The 26,321-nt window shown below is 48.8% G+C and carries 15 protein-coding genes; 8 read left to right on the forward strand and 7 right to left on the reverse strand.

Annotated features, from left to right (window positions below; genetic code table 11):
- The 3 genes from BM082_RS00285 to BM082_RS25405 form a co-directional block, all read right to left on the reverse strand.
- Positions 1 to 822, reverse strand: coding sequence for a hypothetical protein (locus BM082_RS00285; protein WP_017008402.1), 822 nt, complete (start codon positions 820 to 822; stop codon positions 1 to 3).
- A 28-nt stretch (positions 823 to 850) separates the two neighbouring features.
- Positions 851 to 1,108, reverse strand: a complete 258-nt coding sequence (locus BM082_RS00290) for a hypothetical protein (RefSeq protein ID WP_017008401.1) — start codon at positions 1,106 to 1,108, stop codon at positions 851 to 853.
- A gap of 362 nt (positions 1,109 to 1,470) precedes the next feature.
- The gene (locus BM082_RS25405) at positions 1,471 to 6,897 is read right to left on the reverse strand and encodes a DUF4114 domain-containing protein (protein WP_074924798.1); all 5,427 of its coding nucleotides are present in this window, start codon (positions 6,895 to 6,897) and stop codon (positions 1,471 to 1,473) included.
- Between the two features lie 427 nt (positions 6,898 to 7,324).
- On the opposite strand from BM082_RS25405, the gene BM082_RS00300 reads away from it, so the two are divergent.
- From BM082_RS00300 to cqsA, 7 genes are all read left to right on the forward strand, one after another.
- A complete protein-coding gene (locus tag BM082_RS00300) occupies positions 7,325 to 8,341 on the forward strand; it encodes an alpha/beta hydrolase (protein WP_074924801.1) in 1,017 nt (338 codons plus the stop codon).
- Between the two features lie 179 nt (positions 8,342 to 8,520).
- The gene (gshA, locus tag BM082_RS00305; protein WP_074924804.1) at positions 8,521 to 10,053 is read left to right on the forward strand and encodes a glutamate--cysteine ligase; all 1,533 of its coding nucleotides are present in this window, start codon (positions 8,521 to 8,523) and stop codon (positions 10,051 to 10,053) included.
- Positions 10,054 to 10,082: 29 nt separating this feature from the next.
- Entirely contained in the window at positions 10,083 to 11,885 is a 1,803-nt protein-coding gene (locus BM082_RS00310; protein WP_017015359.1) for an ABC transporter ATP-binding protein, read from the forward strand.
- The gene (locus BM082_RS00315) at positions 11,875 to 13,659 is read left to right on the forward strand and encodes an ABC transporter ATP-binding protein (protein ID WP_017008395.1); all 1,785 of its coding nucleotides are present in this window, start codon (positions 11,875 to 11,877) and stop codon (positions 13,657 to 13,659) included. The genes BM082_RS00310 and BM082_RS00315 overlap by 11 nt, the downstream gene beginning before the upstream one ends.
- A gap of 88 nt (positions 13,660 to 13,747) precedes the next feature.
- On the forward strand, positions 13,748 to 15,244 hold the full coding sequence (locus tag BM082_RS00320) for a glutathione synthase (protein WP_208862509.1): 1,497 nt from the start codon (positions 13,748 to 13,750) through the stop codon (positions 15,242 to 15,244).
- Between the two features lie 116 nt (positions 15,245 to 15,360).
- Entirely contained in the window at positions 15,361 to 15,903 is a 543-nt protein-coding gene (gene sigZ / locus BM082_RS00325) for an RNA polymerase sigma factor SigZ (RefSeq protein ID WP_017008393.1), read from the forward strand.
- Between the two features lie 467 nt (positions 15,904 to 16,370).
- Complete coding sequence (gene cqsA / locus BM082_RS00330; protein WP_017008392.1) at positions 16,371 to 17,552, forward strand: alpha-hydroxyketone-type quorum-sensing autoinducer synthase; 1,182 nt, start codon at positions 16,371 to 16,373, stop codon at positions 17,550 to 17,552.
- A gap of 98 nt (positions 17,553 to 17,650) precedes the next feature.
- Here the strand turns inward: cqsA and BM082_RS00335 are convergent, their stop codons facing one another.
- The 4 genes from BM082_RS00335 to BM082_RS00350 form a co-directional block, all read right to left on the reverse strand.
- On the reverse strand, positions 17,651 to 19,702 hold the full coding sequence (locus tag BM082_RS00335; protein ID WP_017015361.1) for a hybrid sensor histidine kinase/response regulator: 2,052 nt from the start codon (positions 19,700 to 19,702) through the stop codon (positions 17,651 to 17,653).
- A gap of 573 nt (positions 19,703 to 20,275) precedes the next feature.
- Positions 20,276 to 23,140 carry an aminomethyl-transferring glycine dehydrogenase gene (gene gcvP / locus BM082_RS00340; protein WP_074924808.1) on the reverse strand — a complete coding sequence of 955 codons (2,865 nt, stop codon included), beginning with the start codon at positions 23,138 to 23,140 and terminating at the stop codon, positions 20,276 to 20,278.
- A 15-nt stretch (positions 23,141 to 23,155) separates the two neighbouring features.
- On the reverse strand, positions 23,156 to 23,533 hold the full coding sequence (gene gcvH, locus BM082_RS00345) for a glycine cleavage system protein GcvH (RefSeq protein WP_017008389.1): 378 nt from the start codon (positions 23,531 to 23,533) through the stop codon (positions 23,156 to 23,158).
- A gap of 140 nt (positions 23,534 to 23,673) precedes the next feature.
- A complete protein-coding gene (locus BM082_RS00350) occupies positions 23,674 to 25,074 on the reverse strand; it encodes an L-serine ammonia-lyase (RefSeq protein ID WP_074924810.1) in 1,401 nt (466 codons plus the stop codon).
- 547 nt (positions 25,075 to 25,621) lie between these two features.
- Between BM082_RS00350 and BM082_RS00355 the strand changes: the two genes are divergently transcribed.
- On the forward strand, positions 25,622 to 26,263 hold the full coding sequence (locus tag BM082_RS00355; RefSeq protein WP_017015364.1) for a helix-turn-helix domain-containing protein: 642 nt from the start codon (positions 25,622 to 25,624) through the stop codon (positions 26,261 to 26,263).
- Positions 26,264 to 26,321 lie beyond the last annotated feature (58 nt).

Below are 26,321 nucleotides of genomic sequence, written 5' to 3' on the forward strand. Positions count from 1 at the left end.
TTATGCCTCCCTAGCAGCATTTATTGGCGTTTTTTTGTCACTGAACAGCAAAGCAGATGCGGCAATTAGGGTGAGCAATACATTGTAAACTTCGAGCCCGACACCTTCATGGACAACCAGGTAAATGTCGTAACTTATTGCCATTATGCCGATGCGCACGATGTTCAGTGACATCAATAGAACAATGATGGCGATTGGCCAAAGTGGGCGAATGGACTGTCCGCCTTTCAAAAAGAACAAAGACACCCATCCCAGCATGACGAAAGCAACATTGGAAAAACATGAACAGCCAATGCCGATGGAAAGATCATGGTTTCCGGTAAAAAGAAGGTGATTTCCGTTGATAATGAGCCCGTCATAAAGTAGCGAAAGCGCAGACCCAATGAGCCAAGTCTCAGCATCTAGTATTGAAGATGATGTGATTTTGAAAAGACAGGATTTCCAGATAAAACTGCCAGCAATCATCAGCCATAGAAGGTGCTGCGGTTTGGCTTGTTGACAGAAGTAGATGCGCCATACTGATGCAAACGCTAAACCGACCCATGCCACCAAGGTGCTAGGAATCAGACAAGCAAGTGAGAGAACGAGACAGGGAACGATAACATTATCTGGGTTGTGGCTGTCTTTCCCCCGCTTCCAGTGAAGACACATAATGGTAAACAACGAGACAATCAAGACGGCGGGGAGGGGGTCGTTGGATTCTCCGTTAACCCAAAGAATGAGATTGTAAGAGAGCCCATTCGCGACCGTTAGCAAGGCCAAAAAAACATAAACGGTTTCGGTAAAGAAAAGGGTTTTGCCATTGCGATTCTGGGCTTTCATTCTTATCACCGTCAGGTCTGTTTAGAGACTAGGCCGCTGTGTTATCAGCATGTGAAACCTTGGCTTTTCTGCGCTGTAATACAAAGCCAACTGCGCCTGCAAGAAGTAATACACCCGAACTAATAGCACTTGCGCCAAAATCGCCCATTGGAGCACTAGAACTTGAGGCACAGTGTGGATTACCGACATGTTTACCGTTTCCACAAACGGCATCAGGCACTGCATAGGCCGCTGTCGAACACGCCAGTAAAGTGACAAAACCAAGGGCTCGATAATATGTTTTCATTGTGATCTCCTAAATGTGATGTGCGTAGCTGTCTGGTTTCAAAATGAAATTAAATTTGAAGAGAGATTTTCAATTTGCACTTATCCAAGGGTGAATTGCGTAAAATTGCTCTTATCCATTGATACAATTCAAGCGCTGTGCCAATAAAAGGTGTTGTATGTTTTTTTTAATTAAACTGTGAAAATAGATGGACGGTGAGGAAGGGCCGAAGCGCAACCTGAGAAGAGAGAAGAGAGAAGAGAGAAGAGAGAAGAGAGAAGAGAGAAGAGAGAAGAGAGAAGAGAGAAGAGAGAGTATGGGAATGAGGAAACAAGAAAAAGGCCTGAAGATACAGGCCTTTCAGCATACATTACTGTCTCAGGTTAATCGACGCTGATGAGTATGCGACTCTCTTCCAACATGGTTGAGATAACGTCGGAGCCGGATGATGTTCCCGCCATTCCAAGGTTTTCTGCCAGCTCAGACACCGAGGTGTTACTGAACACGATTTGCTGGTCGATCACGTCGCCATCTGTTGAGATAGAAAGAATGGCTTCGTTTTCGTCGTTGTCTTCGAGAGATACAAGATAGTCACCAATACTTTCATTCTGGATGCCATCAAGGACATCGGTGAAATCCAGCACATCCATTGATGGCGAGTAATCTGTGATGGTGTCGATAGTCAATGGCGCTGCATCACCCTGAAGGAAAGCAAAAGTATCTGAACCTTCGCCACCAGTGAGAGTGTCAGACCCTGCACCACCAACGATGAGGTCACTGCCCAAACCACCATCGATGTCATCATCACCCAGGCTACCGTAGAGGCCGTCGTTGCCTTCTTCGCCACGAATGACGTTATTGTCTTCGTCGCCAACGAGCAGGTTATTGCCTTCAGTGCCGAGAAGCTCATTATCATCTACCAGCGCTTGAAGGTCTTTATCGACATCTTCGCCAGCTTTAATGTCTAGTGTGCTGTCTGCGTGCTCACCAAGATCGTTCACTAAGACGAGGTCAAAATGCTCAACTTGATCGTCCGCAATCGCATCATCGATCAAATGATAAGCGTATTCACCTTCTGCGTGACGTGGGTCGTCGCGTCCAAAGATGGTGAGTTCACCTTTGTCGGTTTCGATCACCACGGTTGATTCCGGCATTTCGTAAACGGTGCCATCAATGTTGATAGACTCGATGTGCCAATGGCCAATCATGTCCGCTTCAGAGAGTAGGGCCCCCGTCGCAAGGAAGTTGTCGTCTACTTGTGAAACAATGGCATGTTCTTCAAAAGAGAGCGCACCTGATTGGGCAATCAAATCGTTGAAGTCTTCTTCTGACACAAAATCAAAGTTGCTTTCATCAAGATCATCCACTGCGACATCAACTAAGCGCAGCGTATTGCTGCCCAATGTAATCAAGGTGTCTAACCCATCTTGCGTGAGTGTCAACCCCGCAAGCGTGAAAGCACCGACTGATCGAGGCAACGAGATTTTATCATCGCGGACGCTGAAGTCTGCAACGGTGTCATTCCCTTTACCATCGAACAGCACCACATTATTGCCGCTGCCTAGGGTAATGGTGTTGTTACCTTCACCACCGTAAACCACGTCGCTGCCGCTGCTGCCGTAAAGGTTATCGTTACCTTTGCCACCAACCATAATGTCATCACCGCTGCCGCCGTTCAGGTCATCATCGCCTAAGCCGCCGGATAGAATGTCATTATCGTTACCGCCATAAAGGGTATCGTTGCCGTCACCACCGTTGATAGAGTCATTGCCGTTGCTGCCGTACAGGGTGTCTGCGCCGTCGCCACCATTGACGATATCGTTACCAACGCCGCCGTATATCAAATCATCACCTAGACCGCCGTCTAAGTTGTCATTACCGATGTCGCCCCAAAGGCTATCGTTGCCTTGTCCGCCTATTTGCGTGTCATTGCCGATACCGCCATAAAGCAGGTCATCGCCTCTGCCCCCCATGAGAAGGTCATTATCTTCTGCGCCGTAGAGTGCGTCATTTCCATCGTTACCGTGAAGAACGTCATCACCAGTGCCGCCTTGTAATTCATCTGCACCGAGACCGCCATTGAGGGTGTCGTTGCCTTCATCACCATGAATCAAGTCAGCACCTCGGCCACCATTTAAGGTATCTTGGCCAGTGCCACCTTTGAGTTCATCATTGCCACGACCGCCATAGAGCATGTCGTCACCTGCGTCACCTTTGACGTAATCACTGCCTTTACCGCCGCGCACAACGTCGTTGTCATCGCCGCCAAATAAACGGTCGTTGCCTATGCCACCATGGAGCGTATCTTCGCCCGATGCGCCATATACTTCGTCGTTACCTCTGCCACCGTTAAGAGTGTCATCACCGGTGCCGCCTTGTAATTCATCGTTACCCCGGCCACCTAACAGTGTATCGTCGCCCGCATCGCCGTGGAGAACATCGGCGCCTCTTCCACCGTTGAGAACGTCGTTACCGATACCGCCATCGAGGTTGTCATTCCCTTTGCCGCCAAAGAGTGTGTCGTCACCTTCCTCGCCTTTGAGCAGGTCGTTGCCTAAGCCACCGTTGAGCGTATCTTGGCCTGTACCACCTTTCAGTTCATCACTGCCGCGACCGCCGTAGAGCATGTCGTCGCCCGCATCGCCTTTCACATAGTCATTGCCTTTCCCGCCATGAACGACGTCGTTATCGTCGCCGCCAAACAGACGGTCAGCACCAAGGCCACCTTTTAAGTTATCTTCGCCTGCGGCGCCATAAAGCTCATCGTTTCCTCGGTTACCTTTCAACGTGTCATTGCCAACACCGCCTTGAAGCTCATCAGCACCTAAGCCGCCAAGCAAGGTATCATCGCCTTCATCACCGTGAAGGATGTCAGCGCCTTTTCCACCATTGAGCACGTCGTTACCGATACCACCGTCGAGGTTATCGTTCCCTTTACCGCCGAGTAGGGTGTCGTCACCTTCCTCACCTTTAAGCAGGTCGTTGCCCAGGCCACCGTTGAGCGTATCTTGGCCTGTACCACCTTTTAGTTCATCGCTGCCGCGACCGCCGTAAAGCATGTCATCGCCCGCATCGCCTTTGAGGTAATCATTGCCTTTACCGCCTTTCACAACATCGTTGTCATCACCACCAAACAAACGGTCAGCGCCGATGCCGCCATTAAGGATGTCTTCACCTGAGCCGCCGTAGAGTGAGTCTTGGCCTTGATTGCCATGCAGAATATCGTTGCCATCGCCGCCTTGTAGTTCATCAGCGCCACGACCGCCGTTGAGGGTATCTTGGCCTTCTTCACCGCGAAGCAAATCAGCACCACGTCCACCGTTTAGGGTGTCATTACCGTCGCTGCCACGAAGCTCATCATTACCGCGTCCGCCGAAGAGTGTGTCATCCCCGTCGTCGCCTTTGACATAATCATCGCCTTGACCGCCATGGAGAACATCGTTGTCGTCACCGCCGTAAAGTCGGTCTGCGCCTCGGCCGCCGTGCAGGCTGTCTTCCCCTTCTGCGCCATAAAGCATGTCGCTGCCTTGGTTACCTCGCAGCACATCGTCCCCGAGGCCGCCTTGCAATTCATCTGCGCCGCGTCCGCCTTTAAGGAGATCATCGCCTTCATTGCCGTGGAGTTCATCGTTCCCTTTACCGCCGTGCAGAATATCGTTACCGGTACCCCCGTTGAGGTCATCAGCACCTCGGCCACCGAACAGGCGATCATCACCGGATTCACCAAAGATTTTGTCATCACCTTGGTTTCCGTAGAGGGTGTCGGCATGGCCAGTAAACTCGTAGACAACGCCGTCGATTTCCACGGTTTCGTAGACTTCAGCCAGCGAAACTTGGTCAATCAGCGCGCCGTAGCTGTCTGATTGTCCCTCGCCTTTGAACGTGACGGTGAGGCTTTCTGTGCCTTCAGGCACAACAAATAAGGCTTCAAAAGAATGGAAGCTTTCATTTGATTGGGTGTTATCGAAAAATTGGGAATAAAGGACATTGCCTTCATTGTCTTCTACTTCAACCGAGAATTGGCTTGTCTCTGTGTTGCCACCGCGATAGCGGTTCGCGTAATCAAAGCTCAAAGAAAGGGGGGAGGTTGAATCTGCAGAAATGCCCGATACATCAACGGTTTGTTGAACGGTCGCATTCGCCGTCGAATCCAGCTCCATCACAGTGTTTGATGTGCTGTTTTGTGGGCCACCACCAAAGCTGCCTTGTTGGAATTCCATGCGAACGTTGTCTGGTGTGCTCCAGCCTTCCACTTGATCGTCTTGAAAGAGCCCCCAGCGGTTGCCTGCATCATTACCCCACGCTTCAAACTCGCCGTTTGTCAGCGTGCTTTCGCCGCGTGTTGCGTTGTCGCCGTCATCGCCAAAGATCACGTCGTCGCCACGACCGCCGCGGATGGTGTCATTGTCGCTATTACTGTCGTCAATGACGGGGTTTTGTGTGACATTGAGATCGAACGTAACATCGTTGTAGTTTGCGTCTCCCAAATCCCACAGGTCTTCCCAACGAGAGCGGGTACCATCAAAGTTCTCGTGGTCCTCGCCGTCACCATTGGCGTTATCGTCAGAGACATAAACATCCAGTGATGACCCGTTTTGAGTGACGGTTGGGCGGGCGAGGCTTAAGTCAAGTTCGACATCACCCACTTCAAATCCGTTATTCCCACCGTTTGGCACCAAGAAAAATCCAAGGGTTTCTGCGCCAGAGGGCGAAATATTTATATCAATATTGTCTGCAGTTTTTGCGTTGGTAATGAGTACCTGCGCTTCAGTGACATTGCCATCACCATCTAGCAGGTAGTAACCCATGCTGTTTTTGTACCCTGCGACGCTTTCTACATCGGAGATGGAGATGTTTACGTCCCCATCACCTTGAAGCGTGAACAAGCTACTGTTTGTTTGGTGACCCAGTTCTATCGGATCTGCATCAATGTTGTTTGAACTAGGCGCGCTGTCCGGTTCACCTGCATTCCCGTAGAGGCGATCATCACCTTGGCCACCATTGATAATGTCGTCACCGGCGTCTCCTTTGAGGGTATCTTCCCCTTTACCGCCGACGATTTTGTCTCTTTGTTGTGTGCCATCCAATGCATCATCGCCGGAAGTGCCTTGAATGACATTATCGAAGGCAGGCGGTGCTTCTTGTTGTGGAATCTCGGGCTCCACAGCTTCAGTGGGGTCTACTGCGTCTTGAACTGGCGCGTCATCTTCCGGCGGCGCTTGATTGAGCGCAGCGATAGAAACGGGCTCTTCTTCAACAACGGTAGGTTCTGCATTATTGTCATTCTGATCATCATTATTCACTGCTGCGCGACGAGAAGGTGAGAAGGCATCAAAGCGGGTAGTTACCAGTGAATTGAATTGATTCGCAGAAAGACTAAAATCGGGATTGAGATCGTTGATGTCGTTGAAAAGAGACTCGAGAAGGGATTCCTGTTCTTCATCAACATCGTCTTCTTCATTACCGAAGCCAGCAAAGAAGGTCGATTGACTAACAGGTTGCCCTGCTGCTGGATCGCTTCCGTCTAGGCTAGTAGGGTCTTCGCCATTTGCAATGGCTTCAACAATACCTTCAACACCCTCGGGCAATTGAAGTTCCTTGTCTTCACCGTTTTCATCGATGAAAACCACTTCACCGTTGAGGGCAACAGAACTGTCTGATGTGTCAACGAATGTGGTTTTACCTTGTTGAGAAGTTAACAGATCTCCACGACCAATTTGATCGCCAGCTACTATCTCTTGCGTGCCACCATCTGGCGATACCGCAAAAGCTTGCCCCTGTACCTGAGTAACTAAAAGCTTCTCATCCATACTTTTTACCTTCTTCTCGTTTCCCTAGTGCTCAAAAAGCGCACAGTGCTTCAACGTAAAAAGTAGGCTTAAGATACGAGTGACTCAAATATAAAATTAACGTCTTATAAGTGAGAATTTAAAATGGAGCAATTTATCGGTTTTGGAGGGTAAATTAATTGAACTCTTACAACATGTTAATATTATTTTTGGCTGGGACGGAAAATAAATGGCATAACCAACGGTAAATCCACAAAACACAGTCATTAAAAAAAAGTGTAAAAAATTAGACAAAAATGATATTTTACTATGCAATCAGTGGCATTGATGTGTGATGGTGCTGTGGTGTGTTTCACTGTTACTTTCATCGCATTTAATCAAATCGAAATACGAGGCTAAAACGTGGTGTGCTGAAATATTTATTTAGCCTAAGGATAAGGAGTATGCCATGCGCTCAGAGGTTGAAGCGATCATTCAAATGAGGGAAGAGCACGTTACCTCTGTGAATGTTAATACAAATAAGAGCGTGATTGAGCGATTCTCTTTTCAAGCGCCTTCACTGATTGATAATGCAGCAGGGGAAACCGCGAACCGCGACATTGTTGTTTACCTTCCGCCAAGTTATGAAGCATCGCCTGATTGTTTTTACCCGATTGTTTACGTCCTGCATGGCTATGATGCCTCACCTGAAAGTTGGTTTACGCAAGCTGAAGGCGTGCCAGCGCTTAATGAGATCATGGATTCGCTCATTGAGTCTGGTGAGGTGGAAGAGATGATCCTTGTGGCAGTTGACGGTACAAACTCTTTGTTCGGAAGCTGGTACTTGAATTCAGATGTATCTGGCAACGCCATGGACTACGTCGCGAGAGATCTTATCGCTGAAGTAGAGAGCCGATATCGCGCCTGTAGCGATAAACGCGCATTGTTTGGGCACTCCATGGGGGGATTTGGCGCGTTTAATATTGCCTTTCATTTTCCGAATACCTATCAAGCCATTGCTGCTCTGAGCCCCGCCGCCATGATGCTTGTTCCTCATGACTACCAAAAGCATGCAGATTTCTTTGGCGATCAAATACGTCGGTACTGCAATGACGAAGATGTAGCGTGGTTTATCATCGCCTATCTGTCGATTCTACGTGGCGTTGCCCCGAATGCAGACAATGCCCCCAGTTTTATTGCGACCAACATGAAGGACGCAATGGCGGCGCTCGAAGCCCTTGGGCTTTCACAGCTATCGAAAACTCACGCGAGAAACGTCGGTTTACTGCCGTTTTACACCGAAATAGGTACGCAAGAAGACGATGTGTTCGACATGCCTGTGTTGACACAATTTGAGCAAATGGTATCCACCATGAAAGAAAATGGTTTGAATATCACGCATACCACCTTCGAAGGCGGTCATGTTGATAAGATCACGGACCAAATCATTCGAGCGTTAACGTTTATCGGGCCATTTTTGCGATAACGCTAGGGTGTGAGCGCGTCATGAAGCGTGACGCCTGATTTCGTGTGTTGCTCTTTTTTTCAAATTTCCGTCGTCTTTTTTCTCGCTACTCCGTCTTATAAGCAAAGAAACAATAAACGCCACATGCATAGCGTGTGGCGATTTTTATTAAGTTATTGCTACATATAAGAAAAATGACAATGAAATTAAACCATGATTTGGTAGGGACGCTAGGAGGCATCCGCCGAGGTATTGAAAAGGAAACCCTTCGCACCACGAAGCGCGGCACATTAGCCCAAACCCCGCACCCTAAATCACTAGGCGCAGCGCTCACTCATCCGTTCATCACCACAGACTTTGCCGAAGCGCAGCTGGAGCTTATTACCCCGGCATTTACCGACAAACTGAAGATGTTTGAACACTTGGCGTCGCTGCATCACTTTGTGGCGACTGAATTGCCACAGGGTGAAACGCTGTGGGCGGGTAGCTTGCCGCCAGTATTGCCAAACGACGACGATATTACGATTGCACAATATGGCACCTCGAATGCCGCACAGATGAAAATGAAATACCGCCGAGGGCTGGCGAACCGTTATGGCAAACGGATGCAAACCATTTCCGGCATTCACTATAACTTTTCATTTCCAGAGGTGTTTTGGCAGCAGCTGCATGCACACGAGAACAGTGAGCAGACACTGTCTGATTTTATCTCTGAAAAGTATTTTCATATGATCCGCAATGTGATTCGCCACGGTTGGATCATTCCTTTCCTCTTTGGCGCGTCCCCCGCCGTCGATAAAAGCTATGTCCTCGGGCGCGAACATCACCTAGAGGCGATGGGGGATGACACCCTGTATTTGCCTTGGGCAACATCGCTGCGTCTAAGCAATCTTGGTTATACCAATAGCGAGCAATCAAACTATCCCCTCAATTACGACAGCAAGATGGCGTATTTGAAGGGCGTGTCTGATCTGCTTGCAATGACGAGTGATAAGTATCGCCATCTCGACGCTAGCCAGCAGTTAAACGCGTCAGTGTTGCAACTCGAAAACGAGCTTTACAGTTCGGTACGTCCGAAAGTGGTCAGTGCAGAGCTACGCCCGTTAGACGCCATGTGCCAACACGGCGTGGAATACGTTGAGCTGCGTACAGTCGACAACAACCCGTATTTGCCACTGGGCATCAACGACATGCAGAGTCATTTCCTCGATGTGTTTTTGACGCACTGTGCCGTGTCGTCAAGCCCATCGTTGACCCCGCAAGAGTTCGCCATTATTCAGCAACGTGTTGAGCAGGTTGCCACGCAGGGTAGAAAACCTGATGTACTGCTGCCAACCCTTGAGGGTGAGCAGCGTTTGGCGGACATGGGGCAGACCTTGCTGGCTTCAATGAAAGAGGTGGCTGCGCTGTTTGATACCGCGTTTAACACGCAAGCATATTCTCTCAGCGTGTCATTGGAACGCCAGAAGTTCGCTGACACCTCACTCACGCCATCCGCCATGCTGCTGGCAGACATGCGTGCGACAGGCCTTGGCTATCGCGCGCTGGTTCAGCGTTTATCCGACGGACACATGCTAACGCATACCGCGCATTCGGTGTCTGATGACACACGCGCTGAGCTGCAACAGTGGGTGGCGAAATCTTTACGCGATCAAGAGACGCTGGAAAGGGCAGACGATGTGCCATTCGATGCCTTCTTGCGCCGTAAAACCGCCATGACGTGTGATTGCTAATCCTGCGACAACTAACAGATAGATAACCCATGGAACTTATTTGGAAAATGCGCGGGTACATGAAGCTATTTACCCGCCGATACTTGATTGCGTTTGTCGCCTTGCAGACGGTGGCAATCTTAAACCTTGCACCGCCTTGGCTTATTGGACGCATTGTTGATGCGATCAGTGCCGACACCTTAACGAGGCGGTTTCTGTTCTCACACCTTGCGGGCATTCTTGTCGCAGCGATTGCGATGTATGCGCTGCGCTATGTGTGGAATAGCCAGTTGTATGGTGCAGCCGTCGAGATCTCGCGCGTGATCCGCCGCGATCTGTTCTTGCACTTCACCGCCATGTCGCCATCATTTTATGGCAAACACAGCGCGGGGGATTTGATGGCGCACGCCACCAATGATCTGAATGCAGTCGAAACCGCCGCGGGTGATGGTGTCATGACCTTGGTAGACTCGCTCATTGCGGGCTTTACCGTGATTTTCGGGATGGTGTTCTTGGTCAGCGGCCATTTAACGGCTGTCGCGTTGTTACCTTTTCCGTTACTGGTGTTTGTGACGAATCGCTACGGCGCGGGCATGCAAAAACACTTTGGTCGCGCACAACAAGCCTTCTCTCACCTCAATGAAGAAGTGCGAGAAACCGTTGCCGGTATTCGCGCCGTGCGCTCGCACGGCATCAATCAGCGCCAGCAGCAACGTTTTGGCGAAAAACTGGATGAAACCTTAGACGCAAACATTGCTGTGGCAAAAGTCGACGCGTTATTTGGCCCGACAATTCAGCTAATTTACGGCACGTCCTTTGTGATCACCTTGGCGTACGGCGGTTGGCTGATCAGCAACAACACCATCACGGTGGGGTTGTTTACCAGCTTCACCTTGTACTTGACGCAGTTGCTTGGGCCTTTTTTGCAGTTTGGTTGGCAGTTCAACGTGTTCCAACGTGGGAATACCTCGTGGAAGCGCCTTGAAGCCTTGTTTGCCCAAAAGCCGAACGTGGTGGAAGGGAATAAAACCCTGCCTTCTGGTCAAGCCGCAACACTGGCGGTCAACATTCGCGCCTTTTCTTATTCGCACACCAAGGTGTTGGAAGACATTCACTTTACCTTGCATGCTCGCGGGCTTATTGGTGTCACCGGGCCAACAGGTGGGGGCAAGAGCACGTTGATCTGCCTGATCATGCGTCAGTATGGTCTGTCTGATCCTCAATCAGAGATAACGCTTGCGGGGGTGAACACCGAGACGCTTACCTTTGATGCACTGCGTGGCAGGCTGGCATGGGTGCCACAAAAGCCGATGCTTTTTTCTGGTTCCATTGCGGAAAATATTGCCCTTGGAAAGCCAAATGCGACCCATGAAGAGATTGCATTCGCGGCAGAAATGGCGGGCATTAAGGGGGAAATTGACGCCATGAGAGAAGGTTTCAATACCCAGCTCAGCGAAAATGGCGCAAACCTATCGGGTGGTCAGAAACAACGCATTGCGCTCGCAAGAGCATTGATGACAGATGCCGACATCTTGCTGCTCGACGACCCATTTAGCGCGCTCGACATGAAAACCGAATCGCTCGTGAGGCATAACTTGCGCATGCACTTCAGCCACAAATCCATGCTGCTGGTGACACAACGTTTGCCTAACCTTCGCCATGCGGATGACATTCTCGTGTTAGAGCAGGGGAAGGTCGTTGAACGCGGCAACCACCTCGATCTTATGGCGGCAGACGGTTGGTATGCCAAGGTCTATGAGCGACAAGCACACGCGAATATTCAGTTGAAATCTCACACGGTAAACCCATTGGTTGCGGAGAAGAATCACCAAGGAGTCTGCCATGTTGAGTAAGTCCATGAAGCGATTGGTCCGCTACACTTTGCCCCACAAAGTAAGGTTCGCAGTGGCATTTTCATTCTTGCTGGTGGCAGTCACCGCAGAAATGGCCATCCCTTGGTTGGCAAAAGTCATCATTGATGAAGTGATTGTGCCGCAGCAATTTGAATGGCAGCACCTTGGCTATTTGAGCGCGGCAGTGTTGGCGCTGTATCTGGTGCAAGCGGGTTTCCAATACCTGCAATCGCTCTCGTTCAAACACAGTGCCTTACTGGTGGTGAATGACGTTAGAAAGCAATTGTTTGACCACGTACTCCGGCTGCCCATCGCGGCGTTTGATCGTTTGTCGACGGGGCGCATGGTCTCTTATGTCACCAACGACACTGAGTCATTGCGTGACCTGTTTGTTTCGACGTTTCCGACCATTGTTCAGGGCAGTTTGCGTATTATCGGTATTTTCATTGCCATTGCGTTATTGGATTGGCGTTTAGCGCTGATCAGTTTGGCGCTGATTCCTGTGTTGCTGGCAACCATGCAGATCTATCGCAAGGTTTCCACGCCAGTATTTGATGGTATTCGTGTACAGATCAGCCACATCAACAACACCATCAGTGAATCGCTGCAAGGCATGTCCTTGGTGCAGGCGTTTCGACAAGAAAATACCTTCAAGGCCAGGTTCGAAAAAGACAACGATGCATGGTTTGGGTTTCGTACCCGTTCCATCGCGGTAGATAGCCTCATGTTGCTGCCGTTTACCCGCCTTGTGGGCTCATTGACGGCACTGGGTATCGTGGCATGGTTTGGCAGCGCATCGCTGCAAACCGTGGTGGAAATCGGCACGCTTTACGCCTTCCTCAACTACATCGAACGTTTCTTCGAACCGTTCAGGCAACTGTCGATGGAGCTACGGAAAATGCAGGTCGCCTTGGTGTCATCTGCGCGTATTTTCGAAATTCTTGATGAACCTACACAACATAATCACCAAGAAAACGCACCAATCTTGCCACTTGCGCGAGATAAAGACATCGAGTTCAACGATGTTCGACTAGCGTATGAAGAGGGTGTTAATGCACTAGATGGAGTGAGTTTCGTCGCTAAAAACGGTCAGTTCACCGCCATTGTTGGCCCAAGTGGCAGCGGGAAAAGCTCGGTGGTTAACTTGCTGATGCGTTTTTATCCGCACCAAGAAGGTGAAATTCTGGTGGGTGGGCAGTCGATTGATGCATTGCCAGATGCGCAGATCCGTCGCTTGTTCGGGTTGGTGTCACAAGACCCTTATATGTTTAGCGGATCGGTTCGCGAGAACATCGATTTGTTGTCGCAAGGTGCCAATGTTGAAACGGCGGTGACTGCGGCAACTGTCGTAAATGCTTCACGGTTTATCGATCGCTTACCTGAAGGGTATGAGCATCATCCAGGTCATGGTGGTGCGTCTTTGTCGGTAGGCGAGAAACAACTTATTGCCTTAGCGAGGGTGTTTGCCCACAGCCCTGACATCTATTTGTTGGATGAAGCGACCGCAAATATTGACAGTGAAACGGAAGAGGCAGTAAAAAGCGCGCTATCGAATATTCAGCATGGACGCACGCTTATCGCAGTCGCGCATCGGTTATCAACGATTAAGAATGCCGACCAAATTTTGGTGATGAGCAAAGGGAAGATTGTTCAACGAGGTACACACGACGAGCTTGTCTCGCAGTCGGGTGAATATCGCGAGTTATACCTCGCGCAGAAAGAACAAGAAGAACATGAAACTGAAAATGCCCATCTCGGTTTGGCAACAGCATGAGGCCACGGAGAGTGCGCTTTCCAATGGCTTTCATAACGGTATTCAACAACGCACAAATGCGTGCGTGAAACGTGAAACGGTAGACATGATGAAGACATCAATACTCGAAAAGCAATGCGTTGAAGAGCAATACCTCAATACACAAACCGTTGATGAGGTCTGCGAGTGGCAAATCATGCACGGTGTTGCCATAAAAAACAGCGATGGCACCACTGCACGCCATTGCCCTTTTAGCATTGCGCCGATGACCATGAAACGTCGCGTGTTTGAGCACTTGAAAACAGTGACGCCGATGCTGACAAACCTTATCAGCAAGGTGTCAGAAGACATGCCTTTCTTGCAGTCTTCGTTGAGTAGCATGGCGAACGCTGATCCCTTCTTTGGTCGCTTGATGAAAATGCACGCGCAGATCCACGGCACAGAAGCTGCGCCTAAAACCGCGCTGCGTAAGCCTTTGCTTCTGATGCGTACCGATTTCATGGATGATCGCCAACAAGGCGCGAAAGTGATCGAGTTTAACGGCATTGCTGCAGGCATGGGGCCATTTGGCCAACGTGCCAATGAAATGCACGATTACATGCGTAGACAGTGGCCTGAGATATATCGCGATTGGGTGGAATCGCCAGCGGCTATACCTGCGGATAATGCATGTTTGGAACAACTGGCGCACGGCATTGCGACGGCAGCGCAAGACATTCGCGCAACGTATGGCACGCCAACTGGACAACAAGAACAGCGCACCTTCTTGATGGTTGTGCAGAAACACGAAGACAATGTGTACGACCAACATTTGCTGGAGGTTGCGCTGCAGCAGCGTGGTGTGCGCACCGTTCGTCGAACCTTTGACCAACTTTCGTCGCAGCTTTCGACAGGTGAAAACCAACGCCTGATCTTGAAAGACATTGGCGCGGTGGATGTGGTATACCTTCGCGCTGGCTACCAATATTCTGATTATTTCGCGCCTGAACTGCGTGAAGCCAATTGCTGTCACACCCTGAGCCAAACGCGTGTGTTCATTGAGCAGCATAACGTGGCAGTGAACGCGACAGTCGGCCAACAACTCGCCACCAGCAAGACCATGCAAATGATCCTCACCATGATGACCGCGCAAGAGTTAACGCATTGGGGATTGAGCGAAGAGAATGCCACACTGGTCAAAAGTGTATTGGCAGATATGTTGCCGATTCATGCGGAGGCGATTGCATGGTTTAATCGCGATGCTGAAAAGCGCGAGTGGGTGCTAAAGAACCAAGGCGAGGGCGGTGGTCACTGCGTGTTTGGTGACGATATTTCAGCCAAGTTAGCGACGCTGAAACCCGAAGATTATGATGCATGGGCCTTGATGCAGCGTTTGTATCCCCATGAACGTGAGCGTCCAACCGTTGCTGTGCGAAACGGTGAGCAAACGCTGGTGGACGATCTTGTCAGTGAAATTGGCCTGTTTACCGCGTATTTCGACGGGAAACCCGTCACTGACTTCGAAGGTTATGCTGGGTATTTGGTGCGCAGCAAGCCAGCAAAAGAAAATGAAGGCGGCATTCATAGCGGTAAGGGGATACTCGATTCTATTACTCTTATCGACTAGCATTCCTCTAAGTAGAGTTACCCAAGCAAATTTTCACTGAAAAGCATGTTGAGGTTGTTTGGGTTTTGAACGATAGCCGCGGAATATCGCGGCTATCGAATAATAAGAGTAAAACGATGACGATCGAAGCTGTTTGGCATGAATATCAATCAAGCGTAAAAGCCTTTCTCCACGCAAAAGTGTCGAATCCCGACGATGTTGACGACCTTCTTCAAGACATTCTTTTGAAAACCTACCTTCATCTCAACGAAGTGAAAGACAGAACCAAGGTGAAATCCTGGCTGTTCCAAATTGCCAACAATGCCATTGTCGATTTCTATCGTGAGAAAGGGCGTTCGAAGCGTATTTCTCAAGATGACTTGTGGTTTGAGCGTGAGAAAGAACAGGTGCGCGAAGATCTCGTGTCATGCTTGCTTCCGTTTATTCAAGCGCTTCCTCATGAAGATGCTGAGATGCTCACTTCCATCGAACTGAATGGACAATCTCAAAAAGCGTATGCGAAAGAACAAGGCATTAACTACTCCACCTTGAAATCTCGTCTGCAAAAAAGCCGCGAAAAAATCAATGCGCTGTTTCAGGATTGCTGTGAGCTCTCACTCGACAAAAATGGCAGTGTCATTGATTACGAAGCGCGCTCAAAAAACGGGAAGTATTGTTAGAGTCTGTTGATCTTTGGTGGCGAAGTTTTGCTTAAAATTTGCCCTTTCATAACACGTTCATTAAATGGCACGGAATGTGTTGGTATTGGCTTATGCAACCCGACCCTCTCTTTGCCTAATAACTTAATCACCTGTCTCCTATATCGGCACCCTTGCAGCGTTAATGACGCGTTTTTTTGCGTTGATATGCATAAAAATAGTGAGCGAAAACGGGTGATTAGCAGTATTGAGAAAGAAGTCAAGCGATGTTGTGTCAGGAATTCTAGGTTGGCTATAAGCCGCATTCTCGCTGCTTTTCGTCCTGAAATAGCGACATTGAACAAGCCGAGAATCTAGTCAATATTTTGCTAAATTGTAAAGATTCCCAAACTTACAAAACCTCACTATTGTTACATCGGTCATAATCAGCCTACTAATGGCATACGCGTCAATGCCAGCGTTTTTCTATAACAGGAAGAGGCTAGACCATGCACAATCAACCGAGAACCAAAGATCTCCCTTCTTTTATCGAACAACGCCTGAATTTCTTCGTTCAAGACTTGTTTGAACCCTTTAACGACAACATTCCGTTGCCTGTGGGTCAAAAACCAAGTCGTGACGCCGTAACGATGCAAAGCAATGATTATCTTGCTTTGTCTTTGAACGATGAAATTCAGTCTGCTCACATGCAAGCTATCTCGAACAGTGATGAGAACGTCGTGATGTCGGCGGTCTTTTTACAAGATGAGGCATCTAAACCTGATCTCGAGAAACGGCTCGCCTCCTATGTTGGCATGGAAAGCTGTGTGCTTTCTCAGTCTGGCTGGGCGGCGAACATTGGCTTGCTACAGACCATTTGCGCCCCAGAAACTCCGGTGTATATCGATTTCTTCGCGCATATGTCGATGTGGGAAGGTGCGAGAATTTCCGGAGCGAAGATCCGCCCATTTATGCACAACAACGTTGCTCATCTGCGAAAGCAGATTAAGCGTCACGGTGCGGGTATTATTTTGGTGGACTCCGTTTACAGTACAATCGGCACGGTTGCACCCCTTGAAGCCATCTACGAAGTGGCAAAAGAGTTCGATTGTGCGCTGGTGGTGGATGAATCCCATTCGTTGGGTACGCACGGCCCTGAAGGTTCCGGCCTTGTTAGGGAGTTGGGGCTTGAGCAAGACGTGGATTTTATCACCACCAGTCTTGCAAAGGCATTTGCTTACCGTGCGGGTGCCATTATGGGCCCTGATAAACTGATGCAAGCGCTGCCTTTCGTGTCATTTCCAGCCATTTTTAGTTCGATGGTACTGCCACAAGAAATCGTCAGACTAGAATCTACGCTGGACGTCATTCAACGTTCTGATGATAAACGAAAGCGGCTCTTTGAAGTGGCGGAAATATTGCGTACAGGGCTGAAAAACATTGGTTTTACGGTTCGTAGTGAGTCGCAAATTATAGCACTGGAATGTGGTAGCGAAAAAAACACTGAGCGCGTGAGAGACTTTCTTGAAAACAGACATGTCTTTGGTTCTGTGTTTTGTCGACCAGCAACACCTAGGAATAAAGCCATTATTCGTTTCTCGTTAAGTGCTGATATGACGAATCGTGATATCGATTATGTGTTAACAGTTTGCCAAGCTGCGTATGACAGCCCTGACCTTGAGTTTGTGTAGTCTCTATGATGTCACTAACACATTCGCGTTAACGTAAAAGCTCAGCCTTGTGCTGAGCTTTTTTTTCTGTGTATCGATAGCATTTCGAAACCCAAATATCAGGAAACCCAAGTCACAATCTTATCGTGGAGGCGTTTTCTATCGGAAGGTTTCACGATGAAATCAGACATGCCAGAAGACGCCACTTTGTCTAAGGTAGACCTTGAACTGTCTCCCGTGTGCGCAATGATAGGTACGCTAGAATAACTTTTCCCCGAGTCTCGAATAATACGTGACGCTTCCACGCCGCTCATTACCGGCATTTCTATGTCCATGAGTACTAAATCAACGCGCTTGTTATCTAAGGTTTCAATGGCTTCTCCACCGTCTTTGCATTGGATAACGTTGAACCCCAACTTCTCTAGAAGCTTCGCGGTAAATTTTCGCAAGGTTTCACTGTCATCGACGACCAAAATGGTGTGCTTTTGAGGCTCTAAAACACACTGAAGCGGTGCCATCATATCCTGCTCTGTCGCATCAAACAGCAGACCTTTAATGGCTGATGGCGTATTGAGCAGCCAGGAACGCGCTTCAATCCACACCGGATTAAACACCGCATTGGTCTGATAATCCGTCGCACAATGCTGGAATAAGTAAATAATACGCGCATTGGTAAAGGAAAGCAGGGGTTCAATGTGCGTGAGGATATCGCCATTGGCGACCATGCTTTCTAAGTCAATAAAGACTAAATCGTACTCAAATTCATGTTCTTTCTTTTGCAGCATGGAAAGGGTACTCATACTGTCCACACGCATGCTCAGCGCTTTACCGGTATCAATCGCTTTGGACGTGAGAATACTTTGGTCGCTAACAATCAGCATGGATTTCAGGTGGAGGACATTTCGCTCAATGACATCAACTTCGTCAGAATTCAGTGCGGGGAAGTGCAAGGTGAATTCTGACCATGCCCCAAGCTCTGAAGTGCATGAGATATTCCCACCAAATGCCACCATCACCTTCTTACAGAAAGGTAACCCTAGCCCATAACTGCCTGAGCGCCCGGTGGTGTAGAAATTGTCGAAGATGTGCTCGATGATTTCTTCTGGAATGCCTGACCCATTGTCTCTCACGATAATGCGGCTTTCGCGCTCGTCAGATTCCAGCGTGACATTGATGTGGAAGTTTTCTGGACTTCGATGATGAAAAGCATTTTTAAACAGATTGTAGATAACGTACTTGAGTAGGGTGTCACTGCCTAAAAATTCAAATTCATCCCGAATATCGATGGAAATCAAGAAACGATCCGTTGCGCTCTTATAGCCAAAACTTGTCATCGCATTTTCTAGCACATGCTGCGCCGAGTGCTTTTTGAACGTCGATCGTGACACGCGGTTCTCATCGATAGAGGTCAGCAACAGATCTATGGTCTCATTACCCGCGCGAATGATGTTCATAGCATCATGGCTGATCTCACGCAGTAAAAGCGCATCTTCCGCAGAGAGTGTGTAGTTTGCTTTCTTTTGATCGTGGGGGTTGGGCAGGATGGCTTGAATCAAATCAATGGAGGTACATAGCCCACTGAGCGGATTGCGCATCTCATGAGCGATGCCTGCCCCGAACACTTTGGCAATCGAGACTTTGGTTTCGTGTTCCATTTGATTGCGAAAGTAGAAGAGATTCCCAAACATATACATGAACAGGAAGATAGGAACATAGGTCCAATTCATGGTTAATGCGAGGTGGTAGTCTTTTGAAACCCACGCGAAGAAGATGGCAAGGGTGATACCAATAAAGGTTTGGATAAACATCACCCGCGTGATGTGTACCATCAATATATGGACGAAAATCGCAGCCATACAAGAGAGTAGCCACACGCTCGACCAATCATTCATAAAAAGCATATAGAAAAAGAAGAAGGGGAGGCAGACGGTCATGGCAACTTGATAATACAAATGCATATTATCCTGCCATGCGAGCTTCACTTTATTGCGGAACAAAATGATGAGAAAAAGAACGGAACAGAAGAGGCGGAGTGGCAGGTTTTCATAAGGTTGCGGGAAGATATATTGCCAGATAACAAAATATGCGGGGAAGCCGATGAGCCCCATCCATCCGATTAACGTCAGATTAGGCTCAGCATATTGATATACTTTGCGAAACGCCGCATCCATGCTCTCGATAGTAATTTTCCTAACCCTCACCAAACATTGTATAAACTGGCTAACTCTTTGAGTGCTTTGCGCGGAAATGTCACTGCAAGCCGTCTCTGTACGTTGCTCTTATTATTTCGTCGCTTTTTTCATACTGTTTTTTAAACCACAGCAAAACCGCGAGTACGTAAGCGTTCTCTTATACATCCGACTCGAAAATAAGGCGGGGTATGAAAAATTTTATACAACGCTTCGATATTGCAGTGTCTCTCTTTTTGTACAAAGCGATTAAATGCTGATTGGTATTAGATTTCGCTGTGACTTTGAGATCTAGACACAGGAAATGGGCGTAGGGGCTGGGTGTGAAGCGCAAGAATAAAGGCTTGGAGCCAAATAGATACTGCAATTCCAGTGGGTTGCAAACCCTCGAATTGCGTTAATAGTGTGAGCTGTGATAGGTAAGTGGTTAGTTGATTACACTCCATACACAAAAAAATGCAGCATTTACACAATGACTAATAATGCAAACTTTATGAAAGAAAAAACGAGCCAGATAGGCTCGTTTTGGTTTTGTTTAAAACGAAGCGGTGCTGATCAGTCTTCCATGTAACTTTCAATGCTCGGGCAAGAACAAATCAAGTTGCGGTCGCCATACACGTTGTCGACACGGTTTACTGTTGGCCAGTATTTAGCATCTTTCGCTTGCGCACTCGGGAAGCATGCCAGTTCACGGGTGTAAGGACGTTCCCACACGTCAGACATCAAGTCTGATTGGGTGTGTGGTGCATTAACCAATGGGTTGTTTTCCAATGGCCATTCGCCGTCTTGCACTTTCGCGACCTCTTCACGAATCGCAATCATGGCATCACAGAAACGGTCCAACTCAGCTTTGTCTTCACTTTCTGTTGGCTCAATCATGAGCGTGCCAGCAACAGGGAATGACATGGTTGGTGCGTGGAAGCCATAGTCCATCAGGCGTTTTGCGATATCTTCTTCGCTAATGCCTGACTCGTCTTTGAGAGGACGAATATCAATGATGCATTCGTGCGCAATACGCCCGTGTGTACCGCGGTACAGCACTGGGTAGTATGGGCACAGACGCTCCATCACATAATTCGCGCTCAAAATCGCTACTTTAGTGGCTTCGGTCAGGCCTTGTTCGCCCATCATGGCAATGTATGCCCATGAGATTGGTAAAATAGAGGCGCTACCGATTTGTGCAGCAGATACTGCGAATTCAGTGCCGTTCACAGCGTGGCCTGGAAGGAAAGGGGCGAGGTGCGCTTTCACACCGATAGGCCCCATACCTGGACCGCCACCACCGTGAGGGATACAGAAGGTTTTGTGCAAGTTCAAGTGAGAAACGTCTGAACCAATGAAGCCAGGGCTCGTTAGACCAACCTGTGCGTTCATGTTCGCGCCATCAAGGTAAACCTGACCACCCGCTTCATGAACCAATTCGCACACTTCTTGAACCGCTTCTTCGTAAACGCCGTGCGTTGATGGGTAGGTGATCATGATGCAAGAAAGGTTGTCGCGATGTTTCTCAATCTTTGCTTTCAGATCTTCCACATCGACGTTACCGCTGTCATCACAACCCACGACAACTACTTTCATTGACACCATGGCGGCAGACGCTGGGTTTGTACCGTGCGCAGAGCTTGGGATCAAACACACGTTGCGGTGCGCATCGCCACGGCTTTCGTGGTAACGCTGAATCGCGATTAAGCCCGCGTATTCGCCTTGTGCACCAGAGTTTGGTTGCAGAGACATCTCATCGTAGCCAGTGATTTCACAAAGCATTTTGTTGAGTGAGTCAGCAAGCTCGGTGTAACCCAAGGCTTGATCTGCTGGTACGAACGGGTGCAATGCACCGAATTCCGGCCACGTGACGGGGATCATTTCAGCAGCCGCATTTAGCTTCATGGTGCAGCTACCTAGCGGGATCATGCCGTGCGTCAAAGAGAAGTCTTTGTTTTCTAGCTTCTTCATGTAACGCATCAGCTGTGTTTCACTATGGTGCGTATTGAAGACGGGGTGCGTCAGGTACGCACTGGTACGACGACAAGATTCTGGAATCGCCGCAAACTCGTCAGCTTCGATAGACGCGGCGAATTGGGTGACATCGCTTTCATCAGTGATGGCGGCTAACAAGCCGTTGATGTCTTCCAATGTGGTTGTTTCATCCACACTCACACCGAGTTGACCATCAAGCTTACGCAGGTTGTAGCCTGCATCTTGTGCTTTCTTGAACAGAGCGTCCGTTTGATCGCCCGTGTTCAGGGTAATGGTGTCGAAGAAATCATGGAATGCCACTTCTACGCCAGCATGATTGAATGCTGCCGCCGCTAAAGCGGTGAGGTGGTGAACACGACGTGCAATTTTCTTAAGGCCTTCTGGGCCGTGGTAAACCGCGAAGAATGCCGCCATGTTGGCCAATAACGCCTGAGCAGTACAAATGTTCGACGTCGCTTTTTCACGGCGAATATGCTGCTCGCGGGTTTGCATTGCCATGCGCAGCGCTTGCTTGCCTTTGTTATCGATAGACACACCGATCACGCGGCCAGGCATGGTGCGTTTGAGTTTGTCACGGGTTGCCATGAACGCAGCGTGAGGACCACCGTAGCCCATTGGCACGCCGAAACGTTGTGCTGAGCCAATCACGACATCTGCACCCATCTCACCCGGTGCTTTTAGCAAGGCGAGAGAAAGCAGGTCTGCGGCGACAATAACCAATGTTTTATTGGCTTGTGCTTGGGCAATCAAATCCGTCAAATCACGGACTTGGCCAGTCGTACCTGGGTATTGCAGCAGCGCACCAAACACGTCGTGCTGTGGCAAGGTATCTGCAGCGCCAGTGATCACGTCGAAGCCCATGAAGCCCGCGCGTGTATTAATTACGTCCAAGGTTTGCGGGTGCACGTCATCTGCAACGAAGAAGGTATTGCTCTTACTCTTACCACCACGCTTACATAGCGTCATGGCTTCAGCAGCGGCTGTCGCTTCATCCAGCAGTGAGGCATTCGCCAATTCCATGCTGGTCAAATCCATCACCATTTGCTGGAAATTCAGCAGTGATTCAAGACGACCTTGAGAAATTTCTGGTTGGTATGGCGTATAGGCCGTGTACCAACCTGGATTCTCTAAGACGTTGCGCAGAATGGGTGTAGGCGTATGCGTGCCATAGTAACCTTGGCCGATGAAGCTTTGCTTGATGACATTCTTGCTGGCAATGCCTTTCAGTTTGTCTAGCATGGCAACTTCGCTGAGTGCATCGTCTAGCTCAAGCGGTCGAGGTAAACGAATGTGAGCAGGTACCGTTTCTTCAATCAAATGCTCAAGGCTCGTGGCATTCACGGTACGCAGCATCTCGGCTTGATCAGTGTCACGCGGGCCATTGTGGCGCGTTACAAACTCATCATGAGGTTGGAGTTGGTCGAGTAGGCGTGATTCGGTCATGACAGTCGTCCTGAATTAGTCTTCGATAGTTTCTTGGTAAGCGTCAGCAGACATCAAGTGATCTAGGTTGCTGTCTTCAGCAAGCTTGATTTTTGCAATCCAACCACCTTCAAACGGCGCTTCGTTAACAAGTTCTGGGCTGTCTTCCAGATCTTCGTTCACTTCAACGACTTCGCCGTTTACTGGGCCATAAATGTCAGAAGCTGCTTTTACTGATTCTACCAATGAGAAACCTTCGCCCACTTCTACTTCGCTGCCTACGTCTGGCAGATCCACAAAAACGACATCGCCGAGAAGCGATTGCGCGTGCTCAGAAATGCCAACGGTTACAGTACCGTCACCGTTGTCTTTTACCCACTCGTGGCTCTCAGCAAACTTCAGGGTTGCATCCATTTCTTCATCTCCGTTTGAAACGTGGTTATTCGTCTTCGCTTACTCAGCGAAAAAACGCGATTTTGTGTTCTATTCGGCGCGCTTTATGACAGCGCGCAAATACTATGTTCGTTATTTTTTTGACCTTGCTGGCACGCGACTCAACATGCGACAACATTGATGGCGATGGTGTTTGTTGCAAGGCCACCTTGTGAGGTTTCCTTGTACTTGCTCATCATGTCGAGCCCGGTTTCGTGCATCGTTTTTATGACGCTATCTAACGAAACGTGGTGTTCACCATCACCGTTCAACGCCAATCTTGTGGCGTTGATGGCTTTTACTGCGCCCATGGTGTTGCGCTCAATGCAAGGCACTTGAACCAAACCATTTATTGGATCGCACGTTAGGCCCAAGTTATGTTCCATGCCGATTTCAGCGGCATTTTCAATTTGTGCTGGTGTCGCACCCATTGCGGCGGCCAATCCTGCGGCTGCCATGGAGCACGCCACGCCAATTTCGCCTTGGCATCCCACCTCTGCAGCAGAAATCGACGCATTGGTTTTATAAAGCGAACCAATTGCGGCTGCGACGGCGAGGAAAGTACGAATACCGTCCATGTTGTTTGGCGACACAAACTTGTTGTAGTACGCCAACACTGCCGGAATAACACCCGCGGCACCGTTTGTTGGTGCAGTGACTACACGTCCGCCAGCTGCGTTTTCTTCATTGACTGCCATGGCATACATGTTGACCCAATCATTCGAATCAACGGGCAGTCCGTCGGTGTCTTTACGCTTGATGCAGTCGTGTAATTTTTTCGCACGACGTTTTAGCTGTAAACCACCCGGTAGCGTGCCTTCCTGTTCAATGCCGCGCTCGATACAGGCCAACATCACTTGCCAGATGGCATCGATTTGTTGATTGACTGCCTCCATCGTTGCCTTTTTGTCTTGATGTTTGGCACGCGCCAACTCATTGGCAAACATGATGTCAGCAATCGATTTGTTTTGCGTTTTACAGTGCTCAAGAAGTTCAACGGCACTGCTAAATGTATTCGGTGGTGAAAAATCCGACGCCAATGCATCGGTTTCACCTTTTTCAACCACAAAACCACCCCCTACCGAGAAATACGTTTTGCTGAGCAAGATCTCATCGTTTTCACCCAGTGCCGTCAACGTCATGCCATTTGGGTGCTCAGGCAACACTTTGTCGAAATGGAAGACCAAGTCTACATCCCAATCAAACGGAATAAATCGATGTCCGTCGAGAGGCAGCTCTTTGCTTCCTTTAACCATGTTGCACATGGTTGGAATGTCGTCTGAGTTAATGCTATCGGGCCATTCACCCATCAATCCCATGACGCAGGCAACATCGGTAGCGTGTCCCTTTCCCGTCAAGGCTAATGAACCGAATAACTCGATAGATACCTTGTGGGTATTGTGGAGCAATGCTTCTTCGCGAAGATTGGCAGCAAATCGGGCAGCTGCGACCATCGGCCCAACGGTGTGGGAGCTTGATGGACCAACGCCAATTTTGAACAGGTCAAACATGCTATGGCTCATTGCACGTATCCTCGTTTTGTAGGGTACACACCATCCCTTGATGGGGGATGACAGTCCGGAGCCTATTATTTAAGTATTGGCTTTTTATGCGTTGCCGGAGTCAACATTTGTGTAACATACAAAACGTACCACCACTTCGTAAAACAAAATTTCCTATAGGAAACTCGTGTTGTGATCGCCTAGCCATATTTCGAAAATAGCCATCCACACGAAGCATTCTGGTTTTCGTTTTTGCGCAAACGTTTGCTTTTTTACCTTTTGGCATCCATGATTGCAACGGTTATTTCATCGTTATTCATTAATAGTAATTAAAATCAGCGACTTATGATTTTTGCTATTTTGTTGGATTTTTGAGTGATCTATCGAAGCCATGGGTTGATGTAATTTCAATTAGTTAGTGCTCATCGTCTGTCAGTACGTTTTTTCGTAAGTTTCCAATAGGAAACTTTTTGTTAAAAGTGTTAACTTGCGCTTATCGGCTAGCACAGTCTCTGTGTAAGAATGAGCCAACGCTGACGGCCCATGAGATAATGTAAAGGGGAGTCGAATGACAACAGAGACAGATACACAGGACGTGTATCCACCAGTAACCGTTGAACGCGGAAGCTTGAGTGCAAGCGGTGACGCGCACGTTGCGCCCCTGAAGTTGGGTGAACGCTTGAAAGAAATCCGAACCGCGGGTGGTTTGACCTTGGAAGAGGCGAGCAAACTGACGGGCTTGGCGAGATCGACATTATCAAAAATCGAAAACGAACAGATTTCGCCAACCTTTCAAGCGATGCAAAAGCTGGCTGCGGGTTTGAACATTGGTATTCCCCAATTGTTCACGCCACCAAAACAACGAAAAGCCACAGGCCGACGCGACATTACGCGCGTTGGTGAAGGTAAGGCGCGACCGACTGCGACTTACGAGCATGAGTTACTTGCTACGCAGCTAACTAACAAGAAGATGTTTCCGTTCAAGTCCCGTGTGCATGCGCGCTCATTCGACGAATACGATGAGTGGATTAGACACGATGGCGAAGAGTTCCTATTAGTGCTTGAAGGAAGCATCGTATTTTATTCAGAGTTCTATGAAGCGATTACCTTAGAAGAAGGTGACAGTGTGTATTACGACGCGGCGATGGGGCACATGCTGACCTCTGCCAGTGAAGAAGACGCACTCATCCTTTGGGTAACAGCTTCTTAGTATTTTCCTCTAGAGAGAGGCTGTTCATCCTCGTAAGAAGGATGAACAAAACACCAAC

The organism is Enterovibrio norvegicus DSM 15893, from assembly GCF_900115495.1.
Classification (GTDB): domain Bacteria; phylum Pseudomonadota; class Gammaproteobacteria; order Enterobacterales; family Vibrionaceae; genus Enterovibrio; species Enterovibrio norvegicus.